This is a genomic window from Mucilaginibacter sp., assembly GCF_025362475.1.
Classification (GTDB): domain Bacteria; phylum Bacteroidota; class Bacteroidia; order Sphingobacteriales; family Sphingobacteriaceae; genus Mucilaginibacter.
Genome location: NZ_JANYGH010000008.1, coordinates 120399 through 139109, shown reverse-complemented (window position 1 = coordinate 139109; position 18711 = coordinate 120399). Strand labels below are relative to the sequence as shown.

At 39.9% G+C, this 18711-nt stretch carries 15 protein-coding genes and 1 pseudogene; 11 read left to right on the top strand and 5 right to left on the bottom strand.

Features of this window, described 5'->3' with window-relative positions:
- Positions 1–508: 508 nt before the first annotated feature.
- The 6 genes and pseudogenes from Q0R88_RS27165 to Q0R88_RS04330 all read left to right on the top strand — a co-directional run.
- A pseudogene (locus tag Q0R88_RS27165) lies at positions 509–1635 on the top strand (alpha-L-fucosidase); the annotation flags it as partial.
- A gap of 36 nt (positions 1636–1671) precedes the next feature.
- Positions 1672–2103: an alpha-L-fucosidase C-terminal domain-containing protein gene (locus Q0R88_RS27160; RefSeq protein ID WP_366086730.1), complete on the top strand. Its 432-nt coding sequence runs from the start codon at positions 1672–1674 to the stop codon at positions 2101–2103.
- 437 nt (positions 2104–2540) lie between these two features.
- Positions 2541–3950, top strand: coding sequence for a sialate O-acetylesterase (locus Q0R88_RS04345; RefSeq protein WP_295712768.1), 1410 nt, complete (start codon positions 2541–2543; stop codon positions 3948–3950).
- A 301-nt stretch (positions 3951–4251) separates the two neighbouring features.
- On the top strand, positions 4252–5160 hold the full coding sequence (locus Q0R88_RS04340) for an ectonucleotide pyrophosphatase/phosphodiesterase (RefSeq protein WP_295712765.1): 909 nt from the start codon (positions 4252–4254) through the stop codon (positions 5158–5160).
- A 302-nt stretch (positions 5161–5462) separates the two neighbouring features.
- Positions 5463–5870, top strand: coding sequence for an alcohol dehydrogenase catalytic domain-containing protein (locus tag Q0R88_RS04335; protein ID WP_295712761.1), 408 nt, complete (start codon positions 5463–5465; stop codon positions 5868–5870).
- A 20-nt stretch (positions 5871–5890) separates the two neighbouring features.
- Positions 5891–6190, top strand: a complete 300-nt coding sequence (locus Q0R88_RS04330; RefSeq protein WP_295712758.1) for an alkaline phosphatase family protein — start codon at positions 5891–5893, stop codon at positions 6188–6190.
- Positions 6191–6222: 32 nt separating this feature from the next.
- On the opposite strand, the gene Q0R88_RS04325 is transcribed toward Q0R88_RS04330, so the two are convergent.
- Together Q0R88_RS04325 and Q0R88_RS04320 are read right to left on the bottom strand one after the other, a co-directional pair.
- Positions 6223–6594, bottom strand: a complete 372-nt coding sequence (locus Q0R88_RS04325; protein WP_295712779.1) for a transposase — start codon at positions 6592–6594, stop codon at positions 6223–6225.
- A 6-nt stretch (positions 6595–6600) separates the two neighbouring features.
- On the bottom strand, positions 6601–6981 hold the full coding sequence (locus Q0R88_RS04320) for a transposase (protein WP_295712755.1): 381 nt from the start codon (positions 6979–6981) through the stop codon (positions 6601–6603).
- A gap of 170 nt (positions 6982–7151) precedes the next feature.
- On the opposite strand from Q0R88_RS04320, the gene Q0R88_RS04315 reads away from it, so the two are divergent.
- The 4 genes from Q0R88_RS04315 to Q0R88_RS04300 all read left to right on the top strand — a co-directional run bounded on the left by Q0R88_RS04315 (position 7152) and on the right by Q0R88_RS04300 (position 9592).
- A complete protein-coding gene (locus Q0R88_RS04315; protein ID WP_295712753.1) occupies positions 7152–8015 on the top strand; it encodes an alkaline phosphatase family protein in 864 nt (287 codons plus the stop codon).
- Between the two features lie 42 nt (positions 8016–8057).
- Entirely contained in the window at positions 8058–8246 is a 189-nt protein-coding gene (locus Q0R88_RS04310) for an aldehyde dehydrogenase family protein (protein ID WP_295712750.1), read from the top strand.
- Positions 8247–8879: 633 nt separating this feature from the next.
- A complete protein-coding gene (locus Q0R88_RS04305) occupies positions 8880–9062 on the top strand; it encodes a cupin domain-containing protein (protein WP_295712747.1) in 183 nt (60 codons plus the stop codon).
- Between the two features lie 398 nt (positions 9063–9460).
- A complete protein-coding gene (locus Q0R88_RS04300; protein WP_295712745.1) occupies positions 9461–9592 on the top strand; it encodes a hypothetical protein in 132 nt (43 codons plus the stop codon).
- A 326-nt stretch (positions 9593–9918) separates the two neighbouring features.
- On the opposite strand, the gene Q0R88_RS04295 is transcribed toward Q0R88_RS04300, so the two are convergent.
- The 3 genes from Q0R88_RS04295 to Q0R88_RS04285 all read right to left on the bottom strand — a co-directional run bounded on the left by Q0R88_RS04295 (position 9919) and on the right by Q0R88_RS04285 (position 17147).
- Positions 9919–12315, bottom strand: a complete 2397-nt coding sequence (locus Q0R88_RS04295; protein ID WP_295712742.1) for a hypothetical protein — start codon at positions 12313–12315, stop codon at positions 9919–9921.
- A gap of 65 nt (positions 12316–12380) precedes the next feature.
- Positions 12381–14081 (bottom strand): RagB/SusD family nutrient uptake outer membrane protein, encoded by a 1701-nt coding sequence (locus tag Q0R88_RS04290; protein ID WP_295712739.1) that lies wholly within the window; start codon positions 14079–14081, stop codon positions 12381–12383.
- Between the two features lie 27 nt (positions 14082–14108).
- Positions 14109–17147, bottom strand: coding sequence for a TonB-dependent receptor (locus Q0R88_RS04285; RefSeq protein WP_295712736.1), 3039 nt, complete (start codon positions 17145–17147; stop codon positions 14109–14111).
- A 174-nt stretch (positions 17148–17321) separates the two neighbouring features.
- Between Q0R88_RS04285 and Q0R88_RS04280 the strand changes: the two genes are divergently transcribed.
- Positions 17322–18629 (top strand): hypothetical protein, encoded by a 1308-nt coding sequence (locus Q0R88_RS04280; RefSeq protein WP_295712734.1) that lies wholly within the window; start codon positions 17322–17324, stop codon positions 18627–18629.
- Positions 18630–18711: the final 82 nt, after the last annotated feature.

Below are 18711 nucleotides of genomic sequence, written 5' to 3'. Positions count from 1 at the left end.
ACTGTAGAGAAACATATCTCGCTGGCATTAAAGCAATTGGGAGGGTATTCCGGTGCTGCAATCATCATTTGCTTAGTTCACCAGCTGTCTTAAAAAAATATTTTTCAGTGATTACGGGTAATCGTCAATTCAAATCGTATTAGCAGTACTAGCGGAATGGCGGCAAGGTTTGAAAATGAAAAATTCGAGGTTGGTGTAACACGATTACCAAATCAAACAGTCTATTCTGTTTTTAATTGGGGCGATATGCCCGTAGAACGGCGGATAAAATTACCTTAAGGTAAATATCAGTTCGTTAACAATGGACGGGAGAAAAGGGAATGTGCAGTTATTTCTGGTGATAGAACCCAAAACCTGCTTTGGCGCCTGCAACACGGGAATTATGTTAAAGCTCAACCTAAAATAATGGTAATAACCATCGGCGTAAATAATATTATCTCTGGTGACAATGCACAGGAAATTGCAAATAGTATCTTGTCCATCACCAATTGGCTAAAACTTAAAAATTGTGAAAATTAATCATGCCAAATCATGGCTCTTTCTTATTGCCACCACATTTGCTATATCAGCGTCTGCCCAGCAAAAAACACATAGCTGGGAAGAACTCCGAAAAGTATATCAATTTCCAAAATGGGACACCGAGGCGCGTTTTGGCATTTGGGTACACTGGGGAGCACAAACAGAGCCGGAGTATGGCGGCGGCTGGTATGCCAGGCACATGTATATGCAAAACGTAGGCAAGGAAGACTGGGGGAAAACGCTTATTCTTATCAGGTAAAAACTTATGGGCATCCGTCTAAAAAAGGCTTTAAGGATGTGATACATGAATGGAAAGCCGAAAAATTGAATACCCATGCGCTGTTAAAATATTTTAAAAGTATAGGGGCCAAATATTTTGTTGCCCTTGCTAATCATCATGATCATTTCGACAATTTTAATTCTACTTACCAACCGTGGAACTCGGTAAACGTTGGGCCAAAGAAAGATATCATCGGCTTGTTTAAAAAATCGGCGGTAAAATATAAAATACCGTTTGGCGTAAGCTCGCATGACGATCGATTTCTTAGCTGGTGGCTACCTGCCTTTGGCGCAGACACCTCAGGACCCAAAAAAGGCGCGCCTTACGATGGAAGGATAACGAAAGCCGATGGAAAAGGCAAATGGTGGGAAGGACTGGATCCTGCTGATCTATACGGTTTACCGCCTGAAAAGCGCACATCCGAATGGATAAAAAGCCTTAAAGAGACTTATGTAAAACGTATCGACGAACTGGTAAGTAAATATGATGTGGATATGCTTTGGTTTGACGGCTATGGTTTTCCTTATGGCGACTATGGCAAGGAGGTGTGCACTTATTTCTTTAATCATCAGTTACAGGAGCACGGCAAAATAACCGCGGTGATAGCGGGCAAATTTAACAATGAGCCATCTACAGTAAAAGATATAGAGCGTGGCGGAGCTACTAAAATATTGCCTTATCCATGGCAAGGCACGCTTACGTTTGGAAGCTGGTTTTACAAAAAAGACAAACCCATAAGGCATAATGCCAGAACAGTTATTGAAACACTTACAGACATTATGAGTAAAAACGGTAACCTGTTATTAAATGTAGAGTTGTTGCCTGATGGCACTATCCCGCACGATCATAAATTGATATTGGATACTATTGGCATGTGGATGAACCGCAATGCTGAGGCTATTTATGCCAGCAAACCGTGGAAAATTTATGGTGATAATTTAGCTTCGGCAAATAAACCTGTAAAAGGCATCAGTGAAACTGATCTTGCGACCGCAAAAAAGCAAAGCGAAGACTTTAACGAGCGTACTATTGCAAGCCCGGCCTACCCGCACGATGAAGTTCGCTTTACAACCAAAAGCAATACCTTATATGTTTTTGTTTTAAATCCCGCAGCCGGACTGATTGAATTACCCAGTCTGGGATTGTCGTCGCCCTATAATTCAAAAAAGATCATTTCCATAAAATTATTGGGCTCCGCAAAAAAGATCTCATTTAAACAGGATAAAGATAAACTGCAATTCCATGTACCTGAATTAGCAGGAGATAAGCATACCAAGGTATTTGCAATAAAAGGAGTTTTGTAAAAATCAGAAGTTGATGTCATAAATTTCATGGCACTATATTATATAAGCTCAATAAAAAAAATATTTGTTCTGCCAGTTTTAATGGCAATGTTTTATGCAACTGCAAACGCGCAAAGCGATAGCATCAAATCGAAAACACAATTGTTATAGCATCAAACGATAGTAAGGCTACCATTATATACAAAGCTGCGCATGCAGTGCCAACAGCCAATCAACTTAATGCCTTAAAAAACGAATTTATATCATTTATACATATCGGGCCTAATACTTTTACGCGGCTTGGATGGGGCACTGGCACTGAAAATCCCCAAAGTATAGATTAAGAAGGTGACAGTTCTTATTGCTGATCAGTTGGTGGGATATTAAAATTAACTAATCGCTTTTTATTGGATGTAAAAGAAAAACAGATTTTAAAAAAGTATAAAAAATATAAACAGATGAAAAAATACCCTTTCTTCCTTATTCTTTTGTTCTTCGCTTTATCGCTAAACGCCAGCATTCGCTTGCCCAAGATATTGAGCAGCAATATGGTGCTCCAGCAGCAATCAACTGCTAAGCTATGGGGTTGGGCTACTGTACCTGCTGAGAAGATAAAAGTAACCACGTCCTGGGACAATAAAACTATAGAAACATCAGCCGATGGAAATGCTAATTGGCAAATTGATATTCAAACGCCAAAGGCAGGGGGGCCTTACAGCATTACACTGCAAGGTGAAAATAAAATTATACTCGAAAATATTCTGATAGGCGAAGTGTGGTTATGCAGCGGCCAATCAAATATGGATAGAAATTACATAAAAGGCATTTTCAGTATTAAGGATGAATTTACACAACTGAGCAAGCTTAATATCAGGCTATTTAACATGCCTAAAAATACTTCTAAAACACCGCAGGATAATTGTGATGGTACTTGGACTGCATGCGATAGCAATACTATCAAGATATTCAGTGCTGTGAGTTATTATTTTGGCAAATACCTGAACAAAGATTTGAATGTGCCCATCGGACTTATCAACAGCAGTTGGGATGGTACACCCGCCGAAGTATGGACGCCGGCAGAGTTAATTGAAAATAATGCCATACTAAAAGCTGCGGAAAAAAATAATAAACCTACCCCATGGTGGCCTGTAAATCCTGGTTATGCTTACAATACAATGATCTATTCTGTTGTTAATTATAACATTGCAGGTGCCGTCTGGTATCAGGGCGAAAGTAACAGAGATGCGTCATCAAGCTATACGGAATTAATAAACACCATGATAATGGGCTGGCGTAAAGCCTGGAACAAGAATTTTCCATTTTATTATGTGCAGATAGCCCCATTTAAATATGATAAATACAATGTAGGTGCATTGTTGAGAGAGGCTCAAACCAAAAGCCTTTCCACTGCAAAAACGGGAATGGTGGTAATTTCTGATTTGGTTAACGATACTTTAAACGTTCATCCCTCAAATAAAAAAGATGTGGGCCTGCGCCTGGCCAACTTGGCTTTGGGCGAAACTTATGGCATAAAGAAAAATGCCTATAAAAGTCCGCTTTTAAAATCCTTCAAAGTCAATGGAAGCAGCATAGTGATTGATTTTGATAATGCAGAAACGGGGTTAGTGCTTAAAGGAGAAAAGCCAAAAGAAATATTTATAGCAGGTGCCGATAAGGTTTTTTATCCCGCGATGGTTAAAATAAAAGGAAAAAAAATCATTGCGTCAAGCACCGAAGTAAAAGTACCAACTGCTGTTCGTTATCAATTTAGTAATGCAGGGATAGGCAACCTTTTTAGTAAAGCAGGATTACCTGTTGTCCCTTTTAGAACAGACAACTGGGAAGTTGATACCAGTAAGGTAAAATAAAAGAAAACCAATAAAAGGATTAATGAATTTAGCGTTTAAATTAAATGATATCTGTTAGTGAGTTATTAGTTGTGTATGTAATTAACGGGTAAGACTTTTTGATTATAAAATTCAGAATTCCATAATAATGCGGTTTTGCGTAAAGTATAAATGAGAGTTAAACATCTTTTGCAGATTACAGCCATCAAATTATTTAAGGAGACCCCGACTTTGATTAATAATAAGATTATCACTAATGTTTAGTATTGGTAAACCTTTATATTATATTTGAATTGTAAACTCATCATTTATACATATTACTATGAAACGTATATTTTCAGTTCTGTTTCTTTTGATTTTTACATTTCCTTATGATGCCGTAAAGGCGCAAACGAAATCAACCCGCGTTTTGATATTTGGGCTCGATGGTTTTAGCGCCGAAGGTTTTAAAGTGGCCAAACACCCTAACTTGGATAAGATGATTGCGGATGGTGTGTTATCTTTAACAACCAGGCCGGTAATGCCATCTATAACCTTGCCAAACTGGACCAGTCACCTAACCGGCTCGGGCCCCGAGGAACATGGTATAACAAGTAATGATTGGACATTAGAAAAACATTCCCTGGCCTCTATAGATACTGACCAGGAAGGTTACTATCCCTCTATCTTTAAACTTTTAAAGGATCAGGTTCCAGGTGTTAAAACAGCTTATTATTATAATTGGAAGGAATTGATCAACCCGATCAATAAAAAATATTTAGATGAGATCTCATTCGAGGATAGCGACAGATGCCAGGCTAACTATGCTAAAGCTTATGACTTTATCGTTAAAAATCAGAAAAATCCAACCCTGGTTTTTTTATATAATGGGTATACGGATGATGTTGGCCATGATTACGGCTGGATGACTCCTCCGTATATCAAGGCCATTGAAGATGCCGACATCACCATAGGTAAATTGTTAGATCGGCTTAAAACTGCCGGGTTGTACAAAGGCACTCATTTTTTACTGATAACGGATCATGGTGGCATAAATAAAGGTCATGGCGGTATATCTATGAACGAAATGCAGGTGCCTTGGGCTGTAACAGGTCCTCAGATCAAAAAACGCGGACTTATTACCGAATTTAACAGCAATGAGAATACCGCTTTGATTTTAGCTAAGATATTTGGCGTTAAGGAAATCCCGGATAGCTGGACTGGCGCTATTCCCAAAGGCATATTTAAATGATCGGTAGGCTTTATTTAATTTTTTTGATTATTTGTATTTGCATTATCAAGCGGATATCTTACATGGTTAATCGTAAGCCTCACCATTCTTTTTATATTGTTTCTGAAAGATTTTGATATTATCAGTGATTTAATTTTCACCAAAATACAAGGTTGAAGTTTAGTATAACTATATACCAAGCTTAAAAAACAAGATGCTAATAAAAATAAAGAAGCTGATTAGCACATCCTAATGACCTATAGTATCAATAAAAATAAGATGAACAAAGCAATCTTAGTCATTTTTGAGGACATGGCCAGCCCATGTCGATGAATGAACAAACCATACCGTCTTTAAAACCAAGAGCAATACTGGTTAAAAACCTTTATACTACTATTTGCGGAAGCGATCTTCATACTTATTGCGGTTTGCGCAAGGAAAAGGTGCTTACTGTTCTCTGGCATGAAATTGTAGGTGAAATAATTGCTTTTTCTGAATCGCATACACGCAGAGACTATCTTGGAAAAGCATTGAATTTAGGTGACACAGTAACCTGGAGCATTTTTTCTTCAGATCATTACTCGCCAAACTCAAAGGCCGGGATGCCCCAAAAAGCAGAAAATCTCTTTAAATATGGTCACGCACTGGTAACCAATGACGATACTCTGCATGGTGGTTTGGCTACCCATTGTATTTTTAAACAAGTCTTCGGATGCTATGGAGAAATATAATTTAGAGAAACGTAATACGAATGAATAATATCTCAACCAAATCATTTTCTGTAAACGGGAAAACCTATACCCCGCCTGCCAAACCCATTGTAGTAATTTGTATGGATGGTTCTGCAGACGAGTATCTGGATACTACCATGGCCCATGATCGTATGCCTAATTTAAAAAAAATGGCATTAGCAGGTTATCGCGGTATGGTGCGTGGCGCCCTACCTTCCTTTACCAATGTTAATAATTCTTCGATTGTAACAGGTGTTAACCCGGCAATACATGGCATTTGCGGAAATTTTTTTACGATTGTGAAAAAGATCAGGAAGTAATGATGAACTCTTCTGAATATCTAAGAGTCTGTCTAAAAACGGTTCAACATAATTCTTATAGCGGATAAATGTACTATAGCGACACTTGTATTATTTAAACGTTCGTAATTTTTCGAATTGCGTCTATTGGTGTCAATCCAGGCAAAGGTTCGTTCCACAATCCATCGCTTGGGCAATATTTTAAAGGCATGTAATTCAGTGCGCTTGATAACCTCAAATCCTATTTTGAATTTGGTTTTTACCTTTTCGATCAACGCTCCCCGGTAACCATTATCAGCAAATATTTTAACAATCCTATTCCAGTTTTCAAGTAGTTTACTGATTACTTCCAATGCACCATCCCTATCCTGGACCGAGGCTCCGTGGATAATTACTGCAAGCACCATCCCAAGCGTATCGACGATGATATGTCATTTGATCCCCTTTATTCTTTTTCCTGCATCAAATCCTTTGCTTTGGCTGCTTACAAGCGTTGATTTTACCGACTGAGCATCAATGATACCTACTGTAGGTTGTTCTTTTTTACCATGCTTTAGCCTGGTTTGTTCAACCAAACATTCATTTATCAACTCAAAAATTTCGTTCTTTTTCCAGCTATCAAAATAATAATAGACCAGTTTCCAGGGCGCGAAATCTCCCGGAAGCATCCGCCATTGACAACCCGATTTCACAACGTATAAAATGGCATTTACTATCTCTCTTAATGGATACTTCCTGTTACGTTTTGTATCTAAAAAATTTGATATATATTGCCACTGGCTATCGCTTAAATTGGTTGGATAATTTGTCATACTAACTGCGTTTGTCGTTATTCACAATTAGTGACTATTCTTCCATTGGGCGATGGCCTTTTTATTCACTTTTCAACACTTATCAATTTTATCCAACCGTTTTTAGACAGACTCTTAGAGCCGAAACACTTTTGGCTGCTGCGGCTAATACGGGCCGTAAAATGGCGGTTGTGACAGCAAAAGAAAAGTTGAGAGATATCCTCTTGTTCAAATTAAACGGAATTGCCTTTTCGGCCGAAAAGGTGGATCAGGCAACCGTTGAAACCCATGGTATAGGTAACTTAGAGGAAACGTTAGGTCATAAAACACCACAAATTTACAGTGCCGATGCCAGCTTGTTTGTGTTACGCGCAGGTGTAGCCTTGATGAAGAAGGGAATGGCCGATTTTTTATATTTATCACTAACTGATTGCATGCAGCATACCTATGCGCCAGATACCGAAGAATCGCTCGCTTTTTACGAAGCTCAGGATGCCGAATTAGGCAGGATGCTTGAATTGGGTGCTATTATTGGTGCAACGGCAGATCATGGTATGAACGCCAAGGTTAAAGCAGATGGAAGCCCTAATGTATTGTTTATCGAAACCATGCTTACAGAAAAGTTTGGTGAGGGATTTAAGGTAATTTGCCCAATAACCGATCCTTACGTAAAACATCATGGTGCTTTAGGCTCGTATGTAGTTGTGCATATAGAAAATACAATTAAAATTCAGGAAGTTAAAAACTGGCTGGCCGTACAGCCTGGTGTTACCGAAGTTTATGATAAGGAAACAGGATGCCGCGTATTAGAGCAACCCGCGGATAGAACCGGTGATCTGTTTGTACTATCGGCACGGGATGTTGTAGTTGGTAAAACCGCCGCCCATCATGATTTGGCGGCCCTTGACGGAACTTTACGCTCGCATGGAGGACGTTATGAAGAAATGGTGCCACTGGTTGTTTCACATCCTTTAAACAAAGCCTATAAAATGAAAACACAAGGCGACCCACGCAATTTTGATGTGTTCGATTTCACTGTTAACGGTACTCATTAGTTGCCGGAAAACGCAAAAGCAAGCCTCTAACCTTAACATATCATGGAAAAAATACAGCCAAAGCTTCAAAGTATCATAAAATTAGCCATTCAATTATCTAATTCAACTGCATTTGGGTTATCATCAGGAATAGTAACAAATAACATGACCCATGCGATACGTTTTGTAAAGGAACTAAAAGTTGGAACAGTAAATATTAATGAGGTGCCTGGTTATCGTATTGAAAATTAGCCATTTGTGGGAATTAAAGATTCGGGCCTAGGGATCAAAGAAGGGGTGGTTGAAGCGATAAATGCTTTTCTCATGAAAAAACTTTTTCTTTGCCCTGGTAAGTTTTTTATGTCTTGTGCATTAGATCGTTTTGGAGGTTAGCCGTAGGGTTTAATTTTAAGACTATCTTGAGGTAAAAAACTATAATAAATATTAGTGTTGAATTAGCAGTTAAACTATTTGTTGATAGGTCTATTTGTCGAAATATAAAATTACATGCAGGGAGAATTAATAATAGAGCTTAGTAAACGAATTAAAAACCAACGGACAGAAAAGGGCTTACCTTGCAAGGTTTAGCAGATAAAAGCGGTGTAACAAAAGGACTAATCTCACAAAGTAAATGGAAGAACTATACCTTCTCTGCCGGTTCTATTTAATATTATTTAATCATTGGAAATCGGTGTCAGCGATTTTTTTGTCAAACTTAATCTGACCGAGCCTATGGTTATAGTTCAGCGGAAAGAAGATTACGAAAGTTTTGAGAAGGAAAATACAATCGGGTTTATCTACAAACGAATATTCACCCGCAGCCTGAAAGAAAGTACGGTTGATTTTGTCATGTTATAGGTTCAGCCTGAAGCTCGGAGAAATTAAGTGTCTACAGAAGCATTTGAATATAAATATATCTTAAAAGGTGAAATAGATTATCTAATTAATGGGCAGGTTTACAATTTAAAGGAGGGGGATAGTTTGTTTTTTGATGGACGCCTTCCTCATGTCCCTAAAAATAGCACTACAGAAAACTGCGTGATGCTTATCGTTTATTTTTTTGAATAGGAAATTCAAACTTATTATTTGTAAACTTATAAAGTTCGGTGAATACATCTTAATTCGTATCTGATTTTAGATGTAATATAAATACTCTCACTATGATTCAGATATCGGCCTCTATAAATCTTTTTGCCGCAGCGCATTGATACTGATTTTGCGTTTAGCCTAATATTCTATTTTTACAAAAAGAACTGACGCGTTTGGCAACCATGCAGCAGTCAGGCATATAAACCCGTATCAAAATAATATCGTAAAGCACATACCAGTAAACACCCGTTGCCTCCATTCCCTACGGTGCTTACCTTATGTTCCAGTAAATAATCCTTAAGTGAATAAGATTGCGCCAGCTAAAAAGCTTGATCGTAAAATAACAGACCACTGCCCCAAGTAACCCAACCCCGGCTATGACAGAAGTGCCGATAGCCCGTAACCTTTGCGGCAGGCTTTCGGAAACTAAAGTAATGCCTGCGCCAAGTTCAGCAGCCAAGCCTATCCCGGCAATAAACCGGAATAGCTTATATAGAGCCACATCATGAACAAAGTACAGGCAGTATTTGCAATAGAATAGGTAATGATTGACCCGGATAGAACCGACAGTCGGCCTTTTTTATCTCCAAGTATTCCCCATATAATACCCCAATAGGTAGGCCGCTCATTTGCCAGTTCAATATATTGGCACCTTCCACGAATCTCGCTTGTTCGCTTAACCCCAGTTCGGCGAGGCTTGGCAGCCTTACAATGCCAAATAAAAGCAGGGCATAAATATTTACAAAATATCCAAGAGCTGCTATAGTTACGGTGGTGCTTTACAGGTAAAGAATGGCGTTTTTATGACCCTGAGCATCTATCACATTCATTGCTATTACAGATATTTAAACCAAACGGTAGCGTTGCAGTCTTTATCTGCTGTAGCCCTTACCCAATGGGCGCTAAAGCCATTCGGAAAGGTATAATTAACTATTTTACCTGCCGTGATATGGAAACTTTTGTAGGTATGCCAACCGTTGAGATCAAAATCTATCTCCAGTTTAATGTTTACATCTTTATCCGATGTTATTGAAACTTTTTTCTTATCGTAACTCGTCATTAAATATGGCAGGGAAGGCTGATTAGCCAAGATGTTTGAGTTTTTCCATACACCACCTTCACCTACGGGTTTGCCCATTTTCCACAGATCATCAATAGCGCCAAACCACAGGCCGTTTGTTGCATTGCCGAAGTAATGTCCATCAGCTTTTGCGTTTGTTTTTGTGCCGCTCATAACCAGCAATCCGCGCCATGTACAAAAATCCACGATCTTTTTATGGTGTGTAGTAATTGGGCGAAGCGCTATAAATCCGGCATCCCGCCCTACCTCGTAAAAAGTTCCCTGGATATTTAACATAAAACGCTCTGATTCCACTTCACGATGGTCGCGATACGGAAAACTTTCGTAAACGTTGGACGATTTTGGTAAACGGAATGTTCCGGTTTTATCTTTTATAATTACCGATGCATCATCAACCTTATAGGTTTTATCAAGCGACGCGATACGTTTCACTTGTGCAGTACTATCTGCCCCAGCCGTAGAAAATGTTAGCTTTTCATCAACTTCTGCATAGCTGCTTTTACCATTAACGGTTGATAATACCTGCAGGTTCTTGTTGAAGTTTGCCGGACGGATCAATGTCGTACTAATGGCATCTTTATCGGTAATATCACTTAATGTGTTAAATATGGGGTCTTGTTTTTCGTGCTCCATTCCCGTAAAATGGAAAAATGTTGATGCGATACAATTTTTATCGGTTTTAAATCTTACCCAGGTAGCTTTAAAATCTGCAGGAAAAATAAAATTGACATAGCCATTGGCCGGCACTTTAATAATCTTATAATTAACCCAATTATTATTACCAGCCTTATCTACCTGCATCGTGAAATTAACTTCCTGGTTAGATGACTGGGCAACATGCAGTATTTTTTTGTTGAAATTATTGATCAGGAAAGCATCAGAAAATGTATTTGCCTTTACCGTATCCGTATCCCAGGGTCCTCCCCAGCCTGTGGCGCCTCCCCAGGTTTTCAGATCGCTCCACTGACCAAACCAAAGGTTTGACTGGGCACGGCCTGCCATTGGGTTTTGAAGTACAGTAGTTTCGTCAGTTGATATTACGATCTGGTTATTCCAGCTGCAAAAATCAGGTATATAACGTAAATGTGTACTTACCGGCGAAATACCCCCACTGTTTACTCTGGAAAACGTTTTGGGAAAATCATACAACATGCCGTGCATATCCATCAGCATTTTTCCGTTACCAACTTCACGTATCCTTGGCCATTCGGTATACCAACCTGTCCATGAATCGTAAGTGTGTGCGGCTTTAGGTAAACGGTAGGTATACCATTTTCCTCCGTCCAATAGTTTTAATATAACCGAACGCCTGTCCCAACCCATAGCCCAAAGCGGGCTTTTATCATTTGGCGAACCGTAGATGCCCCCGGGCCCTGTAACATCAGTAAACTGTTTCCTTTCAATTATTTTCCAGGCTTTACCATCCCAGCTTGCCAGTACGCCTTTTTCCTCGGGTGTTTTTGGTACATCACCTACTTTAAGTACATCCTTGGTTAATTTAAATATGGCGTCTTCGCCATTGTTTGCAACAACAAATTGACCCTGAGCTGTGTATGCACCCTTACCATGCCAGCCGGGTACTGGTTTTTCAAATAGCTTATTAACGGCTAAGCTATGTACATCAACCTCGTAAACCTTACCTTCCATATCATAAAAATATACCTTGTTAGCCGGGTCGGTAAGATGCCGGGCGGTTGCCGTCATCCTTCCGGGCATTACCGAAAAAGGAATAGTTCTTACTTTGCCGTAGGCATCAATAAAATAATTACTGGTAATTAACTGGTTAGATTCTTTGTGGATCATCCGGTTTGCCGGTGTGCCACCAATACTTTCAGGATGAATGGTTACATTAAGGTTATTATCTATACTGTAGAGTTTATCTGCGCTTCCATTGGGCTGATGGGGGGAGTAGGTTACCATCCACAGTTGGTTTGCCCAGGGGGTAATTGCCCCAATACCATTTTCCAAACCTTGGCCAAACCCCTTAGTGTCTTTTTCTGTTTTTGGCCAGCCTTCATTAAATGTGGCTAAATGCGGATATACACCACTTATTTTTAGGTGTTTGACTGGGGCCTGGGCTACAATTTTTATAGGATTACTCAGAAGAAAGTTGCCGACAATGCCAGCACAAATCATTATTTTATTTTTCATTATTTAGACGGTATTTTTAATAAGCTAAGGGGATTATCCCCCTTAGCAATTGCTTTCGCGGATATTTAATAGTTGGGGTTTTGAGTAATATTAGGGTCGGCTCTTCTTTCTACATCTGGAATGGGCCATAGGTATTGTTTATTTTTATCAAATGCCCGTACAAACTGCACCTTAACATCAGTCCCAAACGATGAATAATCGGCAATACCATCTTCATCCAGCGGTGTAACTCCCGGGAACGGCCATTTTGCCCGGTTTTGCGCGGCAGGATCTGGCAAGGCAATAATAGGGCGGGTCAATGCTTTTTCAGCTAATTTCCATCGGATAAGATCCATATAGCGTAAGCCTTCAAAACCAAACTCAACTCTCCTCTCCCTTCGTAAAATTGTGCGCAACTGTGCAACATCTAAAGTTGTAATGGCCGGGTATGCCGTTGTTTGGCTTACATTAACACCATAAGCCCGGGCCCTTACCCGATTAAGGGCATCTAAAACGGTAGCATCGGCTTCGCCTAACTCTATTTTAGCTTCGGCATAAGTGAGTAACACTTCGGCAAAGCGGATAACAATGGCATCATTATCATCCACATGAAGATCAGACCAGCTTTGTTCAACCCCTTTCCGCCAAACAAAACCGGTAAAGCTTGCAAATGGCGCCACTCCGCGGGTGTCATTGTTAGTAACCCGTCTACCTAGTTTAGAACTGTAAACGGTCAGGCTATCTGGATGTGGCATGTAGGAGTATCCCAGCCATTGTGTACCAAACTCTACTACTGTCGCCGTTAAACGCGGATCGCGGTTTTTAAAAGGGTTATGAAAATCATAAAGCGACGATTCATTTATTGGCTTACCATCCGTACACTCAAAAGCATCTACAAATTCGCGCGTAGGCATAGTTGCCCCAAAACCACCGGCATTACGGGTAAGTATATCATCAGGTACGTCATACACCTTTTGGGTTTGATCGCGAACAATACTGAAAATGATCTCGGTGCTCATTTCTCCGGCTTTTTGAAAAAGTGCGCTGTATGAATTATTAAGCGTATATGACCCGGCACCCGTTAACTGCATTACAGCCAATGAAGCTGTTTTAGCCGTTGCCCAATCTCCCATATACAAAGCCGCCCTTGCTTCTAATGCCAGGGCAACTCCTTTGGTCAATCTTTTAACCTCCGATGTGGCGTAGGTTTGCGGCAAGTTTTGTGCGGCAAAATCAAAATCGGCTAAAATTGCTTTATATACCGTGTTTTTATCCGTTCTGGCTACCGTAGCGGCTTCGCTAAGCGTTTGTGTTTTGGTGATCAAGGGCACATTGCCAAAGTGTGATATCAGTTTTGAGTACTGAAATGCCCTGATCAGCCGCATTTCTCCCTCCAGCCGTAAAATTGTGGCGGCCGGAGTGTTTGAAGCAGCCCTGTTATCATTTTCAAGGAATGAGTTGACACGCGCTATCGCCTTGTAGCAATTTTGGTAATATGTTTGCGTATTAGCATCGCTGGAAGATAGCGTGCCGGCTATGATGGGGTTTGAACCCGCGCCGCCGCGATAGTAGCAGTTATCAGAAAAAAACTCTTCAAAGGTTCCGGTACTTTCTTTTGATGAAATCCAGAATACCTGACGATAAAGGTCATTTACTGCCAGTTCAAGCTCGGCTTGATTGGTGTAAAAACTTGCGGTTGATGGTGAAGACGGAGGACTAAGGTCGAGCTTTTTACATGCAGACGTAACTGCAGCTATAAGGCATATAGTGATGGTTATCTTTTTCATTTTGTTTTTTATTGATCTTATTTCAGACTAAAACTTTACGCTTGCCCCGATCAGGAATGTTGAAACAATGGGATAAGAGGCATTTCCGGATTCGGGATCAGTATATTTAGGAAACTTGCTGCTGGTGAAAAAATCATTGGCTGCCACATAAATCCGGAATGATTCTATCCCGGCGCTCTTCAGGAAATTAGTATTACGCATGGTGTAACCCAACGTGGCGTTTTTTATTCTGAAATAAGCTCCGTTGATAAGCCAGTAATCAGAAAATGCATAATTATTATTTGCACTGGTATTTGAAAGACGCGGATATTTTGCAGCAAGATTTTGGTCGGCAGTGTTATTCACGCTCCAGAAATTTCCGGCAAGCAGTTGCGGGAAGCTTCCGAACGATTCAAGGAAAGGGCGGGTAACATCGCTATTTAAACGGCTTAAGCGTTTGCCAACACCCTGAAAGTTCACTCCGAAATCGAAAGCGCTATAGGCAAGGTTGATATTGCCGCCATATTGATAACGCGGCAGTGAACCACCAAGCAACACCCTGTCATTCGCATTAATAACACCATTACCATCCTGATCAATGTATTTGATATCGCCTGCAGTTACAGCTGCGCTGGTTCTTGGCGATGCGGCTGCATCAGCTTTTGTTTGGTATAAACCTGCCGAACGGTAACCATACCACTCATTAAACTCCGAACCTAAAAATGTTGCCTGATCACCTAAAAGCTGTGTACCTTTCATATCAATGATCTTTGATTTAGCATCCGAAATGTTAAATCCTATTGAATATTTCAGTTGATTTATATTATCGTGCCAGTTAAGGGCCAGATCCCAGCCTTTTATATCCATGATACCAGCGTTTTGCTGCGGCTTATCATAACCCAGGTTAAGCGGAATATCTAAGCCCAGTAAGATATTATAGGTGCGTTTTTTATAATAATCGGCCGTAATGCTTAACCTGTCATTCAATAAGGTTGCATCAAGCCCAACATCAGTTGTGCGGGTGGTTTCCCAGGATATGTTATTTACCGCATAAACCGTTTGTGCCCCCCCATTAAGGGGAACTACAGCGCCATTTTGGTAAAACAACGCGGTGCTAAAATCAATGGTAGCCTGGTAGGGATAATTGCCGATACGCTCGTTACCCACTTCTCCATATGATCCTCTTAACTTAAGAAATGATAACCAGGGGATATTTTTCATGAATTTTTCCTCGCTAAGTACCCAGCCGGCAGAAAATGAGGGAAAAAGCGCTTTGCGATAAGCTGGCGCAAAACGGGATGACTGATCATCCCTCAGATTGGCCTGCGCATAATATTTATTATCAAAATTATAGGTTAAACGTCCAAAATAAGAGTGTAAGGCAACTTCAGAGGCATTACCGGAGTTATCCCTCAACAATTGCGATCCTGAATCGAGATACGGAAAATCAGTTAGCACAAAGCCTTGTCGCGAAGCGCCTAACGATTCATTTTGATTATCCAGACTTTCATAACCTGCCAGCGCAGTTACACTGTGTTTACCGGCAAATACCTTATTGTAATTGATCAATAATTGAGTGGTTAGCTGGTAACTTTGAGTACTGCTGTCTCTTAGCGTAGTTAATGCAGTATTAGATAAGGTAGTAGGTGATCCATCCGGATTGGTATATGTTATTTTTTTAGAAAAAGATTTACTTTTATCAAGATCGAAGGTTGGGGCAACCAAAGCAGTTATGGTAATATCGTCAATAGGTTTATAATTTAAAGCCAGACGGCCCTGCATTTGGTTTAAATGAGTTTCCTGAGTACCGCCTTGCTGCAATTGCGCCAATGGATTACGGCCATCTTTGGCAAGGGCATAGGCCCCATTGGTATAATAAGCCGCATATACCGGCGGCATTACCTCGGCTTCATAAAAAGGTGTTTGCCCGCTGAATGGATTGGTCACTGGCGCAAGTGTATTGGTGCGCCTAAGGCCCAGATCAATATTAGCGCTGATACGGGAAGTTACCTGCACATCATTACTTACCCTTACCAAATAGCGCTCGTAATTATAATTATCATAAAAAGCGCCAACCTTTTGATAGCCAATCGAAACCCTGGTTTTTACATTTTTTGAACCGCCGGTAAAAGACAGGTTGTGTTCCTGCCGCGGCGCATACTTATTGGTTAAAACAAGCTTTAGCCAATTGGTATTTGCAAAGGGAAACTTGTTGGGGTTTTTGGCCAAACTATCTGCAAAATGGGTAATATAATCCTGTTTATACGGCCCGGAAGCTGCCCCGTCATTTGTAGATTGTTCATTAAAATAACTCATATAAGTTGGTGCATCAACATACTGGGGTAATGCAGTAGGTTTCTCCAGGCCATATTGATAGCTATACTCCAGGTTGGTTTTGCCCTCCACACCTCTTTTTGTAGTGATTAATATAACGCCTGCCGCACCCCTTGATCCATAGATCGCTGCCGAGGCCCCGTCCTTTAGCACTGTTAATGAAGCTATATCAGTGCCATTGATATTATCAATATTGCCAACCGGTACCCCATCCACTATAAATAGCGGGGTGCTGTTACCTAATGTAGTTATACCGCGGATCAGGATAGATGAACCCGCACCCGGCGCCGAATTACTTCTTGTAACAGATACGCCCGGTACCGCTCCCTGCAATGCTTCTGTAACCTGAATAGTTTGGCGGCTGGCTATCTCATTGCCGCTTACTGTTGATATGGAACCTGTCAGGTCTTTCTTTTTTGAAGTGCCATAGCCCACTACTACAACTTCATTTAAACTTTTGTTGCTGCCAGATAAACCGATACGAAGCAGATTGCCGGTAAGTGTTATTGTTTTTTCTTCATAGCCCAAAAATGTAGCGCGAACCTGTTTTACAGCATCAGCAACCTGAATACTGAACTCGCCTTTTGCATTGGTTACAGTTCCAATACTGGTTCCTGGAACAGTAATACTTACACCAGGTATAGGTGTATTTGTTTGAGCATCTGTTACAATGCCTGTTACATTTTTAGTCTGCGCAAATGCCACATATTGCAGACTTAAAAACACGACGAGAAGTAGTAATTTTCTTTTCATTTTTCAAATTTTAATTTAGTTTTGAATAATTGGTTGTTGCAAGCCCAACAAAGATTTCGTTAGCTTTATGTAAATTTAATTCGTTAGTGAAGGCATAATTAAGTTATAGCCTGTGCAAAGAATTGAGCAAAAAAATGACAAGTCAAATGCCTGAAAACCAATAAGTTATACCAAATGGACATTCGTTTTGATCAGGTTCAAAATCCTATATCACTGCAACAGGTTAGTGTTTGCTGCAAAAAAATAGCTGAACAGGTTGGTGATAAACCCATCTCCGATTGGACAAACAGTGATTATATTAAATTAAGTGGCTTATTATTACGCAAAACCAAAGTCCACCTTAGTGAAAACACGCTGAAAAGAATATTCAGGAAACAGAAAACATCCGATTATTATTATCCTCAAAAAGCTACGCGTGATGCCCTTGCCCAGTTTGTAGGCTATCGCGATTGGTATGAATTTGAATTAGTTAACCCTGTTGAAAATAATAAAGGCCCTTTAGCTGGGGTTACAATTACATCCCCAAAAATAGTAGTTGCCAAAACAATTAATAAAGGTTGGTTATATGTGCCATTGTTTATTATAGGTATTGGTATAGCGTTTTTTATAATACAGGGCTTTGATAAAGGTAGTATTGAAGTTAAAAATGTTGCCTTACAATGTTTGAATCCTGTTGGACAAACTCCACACTCCGCATTTTTTAAACTGGACGTAAAGGGAATATTGCCCGATTCAGCATCCAAATTCTGTATTGATTTTGGTGATGAAAAATTAAAAAGAAAAAGCTTTAATGACAGCCTTATTAGTCATTACTATGAGGTACCAGGTAGGTATTACCCACAGCTTTATTATAAAAACAAGCCAATTGATACCGCTTATGTTTATTTACAAACAAAAGGATGGACGGCAACAGCATCTTTGTGGAATGATACTACCAGGGTTTATCCTGTTTTAGATCCGGACCTTGCACAAAGTAAGGCACTGAACATTTCGGCTGCCCAGGTTTTTAAATCAGGCATTGATACAAACCGTACATTTTTTATTCACTATGCAAACATTAAACCAACCCATATTAATGGCGATGATTTTGAACTTTCGGTAAATATTACCAGTTCAAAAAGCCGACCGGGTGTAAGGTGTTCAGAAACCCACATTAGCATCTTTGGTGAAAATGACAAACATTATTTAGGAATTATTAAACCGGAATGTGCAGTGTGGAATGTTTATCAATTTTCGGAAAAGCATAAAGATGGTGAAAAAGATGATCTTCGGGCATTGGGGTATGATTTGAGTGCAGGGGCAGTGGTAACGGTTCATGTAGAAAATAAAAAGGTGACGTTACTTATAAACTCTAAGGAAGTATTCAAAACAAAATATACGCAACCCATTGGTAAAATAATGGGCGTTAAAGTTTCGTTTGCCGGGATAGGGCATTTTGAAAATTTAAAAATAACTGATCTGAAAACCGGTGAAGTTTTTTAATCCCGCTATAACATTAATACGTTATATACTGTGGATATTGTTTTTTTTGATCAACTCCCTGCATGAAGTTATTCATTTGGAA

Coding starts and splice junctions, on each gene's coding strand:
- Q0R88_RS27160 (WP_366086730.1), top strand. CDS start 1,672: ATGTGGATGAACCGCAATGCTGAGGCTATTTATGCCAGCAAACCGTGG.
- Q0R88_RS04345 (WP_295712768.1), top strand. CDS start 2,541: ATGAAAAAATACCCTTTCTTCCTTATTCTTTTGTTCTTCGCTTTATCG.
- Q0R88_RS04340 (WP_295712765.1), top strand. CDS start 4,252: ATGAAACGTATATTTTCAGTTCTGTTTCTTTTGATTTTTACATTTCCT.
- Q0R88_RS04335 (WP_295712761.1), top strand. CDS start 5,463: ATGTCGATGAATGAACAAACCATACCGTCTTTAAAACCAAGAGCAATA.
- Q0R88_RS04330 (WP_295712758.1), top strand. CDS start 5,891: ATGAATAATATCTCAACCAAATCATTTTCTGTAAACGGGAAAACCTAT.
- Q0R88_RS04320 (WP_295712755.1), bottom strand. CDS start 6,981: ATGACAAATTATCCAACCAATTTAAGCGATAGCCAGTGGCAATATATA.
- Q0R88_RS04310 (WP_295712750.1), top strand. CDS start 8,058: ATGGAAAAAATACAGCCAAAGCTTCAAAGTATCATAAAATTAGCCATT.
- Q0R88_RS04300 (WP_295712745.1), top strand. CDS start 9,461: ATGACAGAAGTGCCGATAGCCCGTAACCTTTGCGGCAGGCTTTCGGAA.
- Q0R88_RS04295 (WP_295712742.1), bottom strand. CDS start 12,315: ATGAAAAATAAAATAATGATTTGTGCTGGCATTGTCGGCAACTTTCTT.
- Q0R88_RS04290 (WP_295712739.1), bottom strand. CDS start 14,081: ATGAAAAAGATAACCATCACTATATGCCTTATAGCTGCAGTTACGTCT.
- Q0R88_RS04285 (WP_295712736.1), bottom strand. CDS start 17,147: ATGAAAAGAAAATTACTACTTCTCGTCGTGTTTTTAAGTCTGCAATAT.
- Q0R88_RS04280 (WP_295712734.1), top strand. CDS start 17,322: ATGGACATTCGTTTTGATCAGGTTCAAAATCCTATATCACTGCAACAG.